Source organism: Marixanthomonas spongiae, assembly GCF_003095375.1.
Taxonomy (GTDB): domain Bacteria; phylum Bacteroidota; class Bacteroidia; order Flavobacteriales; family Flavobacteriaceae; genus Marixanthomonas; species Marixanthomonas spongiae.
The window spans coordinates 24,507-30,911 of sequence record NZ_QEHR01000016.1 but is presented as its reverse complement, the minus strand read 5'-3'; the positions used below and the strand labels follow the sequence as shown (position 1 = coordinate 30,911).

At 33.8% G+C, this 6,405-nt stretch carries 7 protein-coding genes; 2 read left to right on the top strand and 5 right to left on the bottom strand.

The features are described from left to right. Positions 1-90: 90 nt before the first annotated feature. The 5 genes from DDV96_RS15275 to lysS form a co-directional block, all read right to left on the bottom strand. The gene (locus DDV96_RS15275; RefSeq protein ID WP_116695653.1) at positions 91-1,047 is read right to left on the bottom strand and encodes a phage/plasmid replication domain-containing protein; all 957 of its coding nucleotides are present in this window, start codon (positions 1,045-1,047) and stop codon (positions 91-93) included. A 54-nt stretch (positions 1,048-1,101) separates the two neighbouring features. Beyond that, a complete protein-coding gene (locus tag DDV96_RS15270) occupies positions 1,102-1,410 on the bottom strand; it encodes a helix-turn-helix domain-containing protein (protein WP_116695652.1) in 309 nt (102 codons plus the stop codon). Between the two features lie 48 nt (positions 1,411-1,458). Then, on the bottom strand, positions 1,459-2,220 hold the full coding sequence (locus DDV96_RS15265; RefSeq protein WP_116695651.1) for a hypothetical protein: 762 nt from the start codon (positions 2,218-2,220) through the stop codon (positions 1,459-1,461). A gap of 3 nt (positions 2,221-2,223) precedes the next feature. Beyond that, complete coding sequence (locus tag DDV96_RS15260) at positions 2,224-3,291, bottom strand: tyrosine-type recombinase/integrase (RefSeq protein ID WP_116695650.1); 1,068 nt, start codon at positions 3,289-3,291, stop codon at positions 2,224-2,226. 160 nt (positions 3,292-3,451) lie between these two features. Next, complete coding sequence (gene lysS / locus DDV96_RS15255; RefSeq protein WP_116695655.1) at positions 3,452-5,146, bottom strand: lysine--tRNA ligase; 1,695 nt, start codon at positions 5,144-5,146, stop codon at positions 3,452-3,454. A gap of 347 nt (positions 5,147-5,493) precedes the next feature. Here lysS and DDV96_RS15250 point away from each other — a divergent pair, with 347 nt between their 5' ends. After that, on the top strand, positions 5,494-5,652 hold the full coding sequence (locus DDV96_RS15250; RefSeq protein ID WP_116695649.1) for a YqaE/Pmp3 family membrane protein: 159 nt from the start codon (positions 5,494-5,496) through the stop codon (positions 5,650-5,652). Between the two features lie 4 nt (positions 5,653-5,656). After that, positions 5,657-6,397 (top strand): hypothetical protein, encoded by a 741-nt coding sequence (locus tag DDV96_RS15245; protein ID WP_116695648.1) that lies wholly within the window; start codon positions 5,657-5,659, stop codon positions 6,395-6,397. Positions 6,398-6,405: the final 8 nt, after the last annotated feature.

Below are 6,405 nucleotides of genomic sequence, written 5' to 3'. Positions count from 1 at the left end.
CTTCAGAAAATCATCTGAAATTAAATCGTCTTTCTTCATAATGTGTAAATATTTAAAATTAAACAAAAAAATAGCGGGGGCCGGCCCCCGCTATTTTTTTAACTTACACACTTTATGAGATAGTCCCAATTCGCCAATTAAGTCTTTGTCTAGCGCAACATTATTTCCCTTAATTAATATTTGATTAACCTGATTAATCAACTTACTACGTTTTACTTGAGGGTTCTTTGTTGTTAAATTATGTGAATTAATGATACTCTTTATGTAAGAATAACCTAATTTTTTAATCCCATGAAAAGACAGATATAGTAGTAAACCATTTCTTTCATTTAATAAGTCTGATATATCACAATTATTGGTAGGGTTTATCTTTATTACTTTTTTGTAATATTTATCTGAATTCTGTTTTGCTATACCTAATACACTTTTTCGATATATATGTCTTACTTTCAAATTTTTCTTTAGTTTGAACTTTCTTTTTAAATTGCTTTTAAAGCGTATTTCATACCGCATAATATGTTTTTCACTATACCCATTAGGTAATATGTCAAAAGTCTTTTTATGGTTATCTATGCTCTCTTTAACTTTATCATAAAAGGTTATTGAATTACTATATTTTGAATAAAATAATACAGAATGAGGGTGGCGCTGACATTCGAGTCTGGGAAAATTCAATAGACATGAAAGGTATTCATTGACAGGATATTTTACTTCTATATTATAACAAAAGTCAACTCTCGTTAGAAGTGCTCTTTTTAAATGAATATTTAATTTTTTTGATAAAGCATTTACAGCTTCTAAGATTTCTTTTTGAGATAAAATTTCAAAATTATTACCGAAATAAAACCTCGATAGTGAGCCTTGAAAATATAGTCTATATGGAATCCTCTTGTCGTCAAACTTAATTGTTATCTTAAAGTTTGAAACATTTTTTATTGTAACATATCCATAATTGTTTTTTATGAGAGTAGAGTCATTGATTAAATTCCTTATTCTATTTCTGTCTTTGTCATTTAAGACAATGTAACCTCTAATTGTATCAACCATAATCTTTTTTCTTTTAACGGTAATTGATTTAACTTACTATAATTACAAACCTTATCAATTATGGTTTTTTCTTAACCCCCTAAGAGTGTTTGCTATGCTTTCTTCAATTTGAGAGTTTGTTTTGATATAATTCTTCATTAAAAATTTTTCTAAATCCCTACGTCTAATGAAAATAAGTTTGCCTGTGGGTTTGGAGTGTGGAACCTGATGAGATGCAACTAATTTCTGCATATATGAAATACTTACACCTGCTACAATTGAGGCTTCTTTTATGGTGTAGACTCTTTTTCTAAATAGTGTGGAATTTTTCAATACTTTTTTAAGGGATTGAATTTCCTTTTGAAGTTCTTCGATATTTGTCATAGTAATATATTTTATGACAAAAGTGAGGAAGTAAGATGGGTTTATCGATTACTTGAAATCTTCCGAAAAAGGTAATTCAAGTTTTACTTTGAGTGTTTCAATTTTTTTTCTCCAGTCTTCATAAGCTTTATCGTAGCCGACATTACTTGATGCATTTTTATAGGATTCAGGTTTAAAATCAACAAGTTGCTCTGCCTTGTTCAATATTTTAAATTTTTCTGACATAAAAACGCTAAAATATGATGGGTACTCTATTAGCTCACTTTCTTTAAGTAAATCGAATACAAGCTTTAAGGAATAGAGAGTGTCTTTCCAATGTATCTTTCCTTTGCCTTTTATAGGTAGAAATAAAGAAGCAATTCCTAAATTATTATGTGATTTACTTTCTATTATTTTATTGTCTTTTAAAAGCTTTAAAAACATTTTTATAAAATTCAACTTTTTCCTTTCAAGGTGTTGATTCAATTGGATTATCTTGCTTCCATTATAAACTTGATATTTATTTTGAAACTCTCTTTCATATTTCTTTTTTGAATAACCTTTATGGTTTTTAAGTAGGTTATCGAGGAATATTTTAACCTTTATTATTCTCCTTACTAGAAACTCTTTGTTTTCAAATAATATTACTTTCTGACATAAAAGTGTAGAAGTAAAATGGAGTTCTTTAAGTTGGTTATAATCAACTAGAGGATTAAAGAAATCAGGAACTTCATAACCATTCTTGTAATATTCAAAATAAACATCTTTACTGATAAGTTTAATTGCAGATTCTAATTCATTAACTTCTTTCAAAATCTCTTTATTTTTCATAAATCAGAAGTTAAATTTTGGCATGCTATTTACTGCCTTTTCTTTTTCCTCGTTAATTACCTTAGCATAAACTAAAGTGCTTTTAATATCTTTGTGGCCCAGAAGTTTGGAAACAGTATAAACATTGACACCTGATGATATTAAAAGAGTAGCAAAAGTGTGTCTAGAAGAATGAAATGATACATCTTTATTAATTGTGGTTTTTTTAATTAACTTTCTTAGAGTCCTGTTTACTGAACTATTAAAATTTGATAATTCAAAAACATTATCCCTATTGACATCTTGGTTAGATAAAATTTTATTGGCATTTTCGTTCAAAGGGATATATACCACTCCTTTTGTTTTAGTTTGAGTTAATCGAATGCTATTATCTTTTAGGTGTTTCCACTGTAAAGATTTAATATCTGAAAACCTCAACCCAGTATAACATCCAAAAAGAAAAGCATTTTTTACCTCATTGTCAAAAAAATCAGTTTGTATTATTTCTTGAACCTCCTCCTTTTTTAGGAAAACCATTTCTTTTTCTTCTTTCTTAGGACTATCAATAAAGCGGGTTGGATTATTTAATATAATTTTATGTTTAACAGCTTGATTCAGGGCAGTACGAACCTTTTGAAAATAGGTTCTAGCAGAATTTTGAGATAAATTACTTTGAAGGTATTGACTAAACTTTTCTAACCATCTTTCTGTAACGTCTTCAAATTTAAGTTTAGGTCCATGAAATTCAATTATGTGCTTTAAAGCGTTATTCCAAGTTGATTTAGTGTTTGGGTTTTTCTTTTCAGCAAGTTCATTAAAGTAATCTAAAAAACTAGCTTTTTTAAGTTTTCTAGATATAATTCCATTTGATTGATTTGCCAAGTCAATTTCTAAATCTGCTTTAATTTTATTTACAATACTCTGTTTTTGCTTTCTTATGTCTTTTGTGTCAGAAGGAAGAAATTCGACATCTTTTATAGTCTCTCTAATTCTTTTGCCACCGTAGTAGTAATCTAATTGAAATCTATATGGTCTATTCTTTTTTGAAACTTCGGATTTACCATAGTATTTTTTACGGAGGTTAATAGCCATTTGTATATTTATCTATAGATAAATATAATCAATAAAAATGTCTTAGTGACGATTTTGTGACTATAAAATAGATGTTATTTGATATCATATGCAATTAAAAAGGGGCTACAAGTTGTAGCCCCTTTTTAAATAGTATAGTTTTTTTAAAAATTATATATGACTATTCAAGCCAAACTTCTATGCTTCCATCGTTTAATTTATTTACGCTTACTAAAGCGTTCTTTTTTAACTCTTTAATTGACTTATCCCATTTTTTGTTACTTAAGCCAACTTGGTTTTTAAGCCATACTAAATCCACTTTTTTATAATCTTTCACAATTTTAAAAATTTCTTTCGCCTCATCAGTAATATCAAGTGGTTTTTTCTCTGGTTTCATTTGCGGAAAGAACAACACTTCTTGAATTGAAGCATTATTGGTTAAAAACATAATTAATCTATCCATCCCGATGCCCATGCCGCTGGTTGGGGGCATGCCGTATTCCAACGCACGCAGAAAATCGAAATCGATAAACTGGGTGGCCTCATCATCGCCGCGGTCTGCCAGTTTTAACTGGGCTTCAAAGCGTTCGCGCTGGTCAATGGGGTCGTTGAGCTCGCTGTAGGCATTGGCGATTTCCTTTCCGCAAACCATGAGTTCAAATCGTTCGGTAAGTTCTGGGTTGTCGCGGTGTTCTTTACAGAGCGGGCTCATTTCTTTGGGGTAATCGGTTATAAAAGTGGGCTGGATAAAGTTAGGCTCGCACTTTTCGCCAAATATCTCGTCGATGAGTTTTCCTTTGCCCATGGTGTCATCTACTTCAATACCCAGGTCTTCGGCCGCTTTACGTATTTCGGACTCGGTTTTATCGGTGATGTCGAAGCCGGTGTATTTTTTTATCGCTTCTGCCATGGTCACCCTTGGGTAGGGAGCTTTAAAGTCAATGTCGTATTCGCCAAAGGTGGCTTTGGTGGTACCGTTTACTTCAGTAGCGCAAAACTCCAGCAACTGCTCGCAGAAATCCATCATCCAGTTGTAGTCTTTGTAGGCTACATATATTTCCATGGCGGTAAATTCTGGGTTGTGGGTGCGATCCATCCCTTCGTTTCGGAAGTTTTTAGAAAATTCATAAACCCCGTCAAAACCGCCTACAATCAATCGTTTTAGGTACAGTTCGTTGGCAATACGCATGTACAATGGGATGTCCAAGGAGTTGTGGTGGGTAACAAACGGCCGCGCCGCTGCCCCACCAGGGATTGGCTGCAAAATGGGGGTCTCCACTTCAAAATAACCACGCTCGTTGAAAAACTCCCGCATGGCATTGAACAGTTTGGTGCGTTTTACAAAAACCTCTTTTACGTGCGGGTTAACAGCCAAATCTGCATACCGTTGGCGGTAGCGTTGCTCGGGATCGTTGAATTCGTCATGTTTATTGCCTTCACTGTCCACTTTGGGTAAGGGTAATGGGCGTAAGGCTTTGGAAAGCAGGGTGAAATTTTTGACCATGACGGTTTTTTCGCCTACATTAGTCGTAAAGAGTTCGCCTTCAATGCCTATAAAATCGCCAATATCGAGCAGCTTTTTATAGACATCGTTATAGAGGGACTTATCGTCGCCGGTACAGATTTCGTCCCGGTTAAAATAGACTTGTATGCGGCCTTGGCTATCCTGTAATTCGGCAAAAGAAGCCTTTCCTTGAATACGGCGCGACATTAACCGGCCAGCGATTGTAACTTTCTTCCCTTCAGAAAAACCGTCTTTTATATCTTTGGTTGAAGATGTTACTTCATATAAATCTGCTGGGTAAGGATTAATACCCATTTGTTGTAGTTGCTCGCGTTTTTGGCGGCGTACCTGTTCCTGTTCAGAAAGTTGCATATAGTCTGTGTAAAATTTTGAAGCCACAAAGATACCAACATTGATGCTGTTTACCAATAGCTGTAACAAAACACGTACAATATAGTCCTATAAACAAGATTTTGTAGTGCTGCGAAAAGTTTGGTGGACTTAAAAGTGCTAAAAGCGTTTTTTGATATTGGACGGCCAGACTGCATGGTTAGTTTATTATTTTGGAGTAAAAATGTCCAAAGATTTAAAATACGGATATTTAATTAGTTCAGTTTTAAATCACATATAAAAGGCTTACTGTTTTGCCACTGAATCCGTAATGCCATTATTCAGTATAAAAGTAAAAACTAAGATTATAATTTGTAAATTAGTCCCTTATGAGCGTTTGGAGAGTTATTCTATCTGTTTTGTTCCCCCCGTTGGCTGTGATAGACAAAGGTTGCGGTTCGGTTTTAATTGTGTTGATCCTTACCGTTTTGGGATGGATACCCGGGGTAATTGCCGCACTCATTATTTTAAACAATCCTAATACATAACGTTATGTTGAAACAATTACTTTTTTTATTGGTGGCTGCTTTTACGTGTATAAGCTGCCAGTTTACTGAAACCTTAACAATCAAGGAAGATGGCAGCGGCCGGATGTCCATGAACATCGACATGAAAGAAATGATGGCCATGACCCAAGCGATGGATAAGGATAGCAGCATGGTAAAAATGGACAGCACCGTTTCTTTTGCAGCTTTTTTAAAGGAAAAGAAAGACAGTATTGCCCAATTGCCAAAAGCCGAGCAGGAAAAGTTGAAAAAGCTGAAAAACTATAGCATACGCACCGTAATGGATCCCGAAACAAACGAGATGTTCGTCGATATTTTTATCGATTTTAAAAACATAGACCAAGCCAATAACCTAATGAGCGGTTTAAACCAGGCTTCGGCCATTATGCCAAAATCACCAAGTGGTTCAACTGAAATAAAAAGCGATCCTTCCAGCGATGTGCTGGGCGTACGTTTTGATTATGATGGAAACCGTTTTTCCCGCGATGCGTACATTAAGGATGAAAAAGCGTATCAACAACAGATAGATAGCATGCAACAGGCCAAATCATTTTTGAGCAGTGTGAAATATTCTTTGAACTATACCTTTCCGAAGAAAATAAAATCATCATCTATTGAAAATGCCAATTATTCCTTGGATGGCAAAACCATTATTGTTCAACGGAGCTTTTTGGATTATTTTAAAGACCCAGATATCTTGGACCTTCAAATAACATTGGAAGATTAACTATCTCA